The 1831-nt window shown below is 71.0% G+C and carries 1 protein-coding gene; it reads right to left on the minus strand.

The window, feature by feature from the left end; genetic code table 11:
* On the minus strand, window positions 1–1831 hold a 1831-nt coding region (locus WU80_RS24635), incomplete at both ends, for a condensation domain-containing protein (protein WP_231633909.1).

Genomic DNA, 1831 nt, shown 5'->3' on the forward strand with positions numbered 1-1831 from the left:
CAGATGTGTATAAGAGACAGGACTCATCGAGCTCGCGATACGTCCACACGCGGGTGCCGCAGCCCAGCGCCGGAGCGTCCGGCCTGCGGGTCACCTGGGCGGCGAAGGACTCGGGGATCGACACCGGCGCGGCCTTCGGCGCGGTCAGCGCCGCCCGGTTGCCGATCTCGTCCAGCCGGACGTGCTCGACCGCGTCGAGCAGGTCGACCGACGACACCGAACGGGCGGGATCGGTGGTCATCGTCGTCAGCACCCGCTGCAGGCGGGCGACCAGCGTCTCGATGCTGGCCGCGTCGAACACGTCGGTGCGGAACTCCACCCGCCCGCCGATCCCGGCGGGCTCGCCCGCCTCGGTCCAGCGCTCGGCCAGCGAGAACGTCAGGTCCATGCGGGCGACCTGGGTGTCCAGCGGTATCGAGCTGACCCGAACGTCACCCAGCGCCAGCCCGGTCGCGGCGTCGTTGTCCTGTCCCCCGAAGTTCTGCCACGCCAGCATCACCTGGATCAGCGGGTGATGGGTCAGGCTTCGGGTCGGGTTGACCCGCTCCACCAGCACCTCGAAGGGCACGTCCTGATGCTCGAACGCCTCCAGGCTGCGCGCGCGGACCCGGTCCAGCAGCTCGGCGAAGGTGGGGTCGCCGGTTACGTCGACCCGCAGCACCAGGGTGTTGACGAAGAATCCGACCAGGTCGTCGAGCGCGGGGTCGCGCCGCCCGGCGATCGGGAAGCCAACGGCCACATCGGTACTCGCGCTGACCTTGGACAGCAGCACCGCCAGGGCGGCCTGCACCACCATGAAGCTGGTCGCGTTGTGTTCGCGTGCCACCGCGGCGACCTGCTGCTGCAGATCCGCCGGCCAGTCGATGGCCACCGTGGCCCCGCGCTGGTCCGCGACCTGGGGGTAGGGCCGGTCGGTGGGCAGTTGCAACCGCTCCGGCATGCCGGCCAGCGTCTTTTCCCAGTAGGCCAGCTGCGCGGCGATGCGACTGCCGCGATCCTTCAGATCACCGAACTGGGCGCGCTGCCACAGCGTGTAATCCACGTACTGGACGGGCAATTCGGCCCAACGGGGCGCCTCGCCCGCGCACCGGCTGGCGTACGCGATCCCCAGGTCGGCGGCCAAGGGCCGCAACGACCAGCCGTCGGCGGCGATGTGGTGCACCACGGCGACCAGCACGTGTTCGTCGTCCGCGACGCGGAACAGCCAGCCGCGCAACGGGATATCGGTCGCCAGGTCGAAGGTCTCGCGGGCCGCGGCCCTGACGGCCCCGTCCAGCCGGCTCGGCGACCAGCCGACGGCGTCGATGACCTGCCAGCCGAACTCGGCTTGCTCCGCGGGGATGACCACCTGCTGCGGGGTTCCCTCGGGTGCGGTGAACACGGTCCGCAGGCTCTCGTGGCGGGCGACGACGTCGGCCAGCGCCGCGCCGAGGGCCGGGGCGTCGAGCCGGCCGCGCAGCCGCATGGCCGCCGCCATGTTGTAAACCGGTGACGGGCCTTGCAATTGGTCGAGGAACCACAGCCGGCTCTGGGCGAACGAGAGCGGAACCACGGCGGGCCGGGGGCCGGCCGTCAAGGGCTCCAGGCCACCCCCGGCTTCCCCGATCCGGGGCGCCAGCTGCGCGACCGTGGGCGCCTCGAAAATGGCGCGCACCGAAAGGTATTCGTCCAGGTCGGTGTTGACGGCCGCGATGAGGCGCATCGCCGAAATGCTGTCGCCGCCGAGGTCGAAGAAGGATTGGTCGATGCCGACGCGCTCGACGCCGAGGACTTGGGCGTAGATGCCGGCGAGGATCTCCTCGACGGCATTGGTGGGGGCGCGGTAGCCGGA

The organism is Mycobacterium sp. UM_11, from assembly GCF_001414075.1.
In the GTDB taxonomy this organism is placed as follows: domain Bacteria; phylum Actinomycetota; class Actinomycetes; order Mycobacteriales; family Mycobacteriaceae; genus Mycobacterium.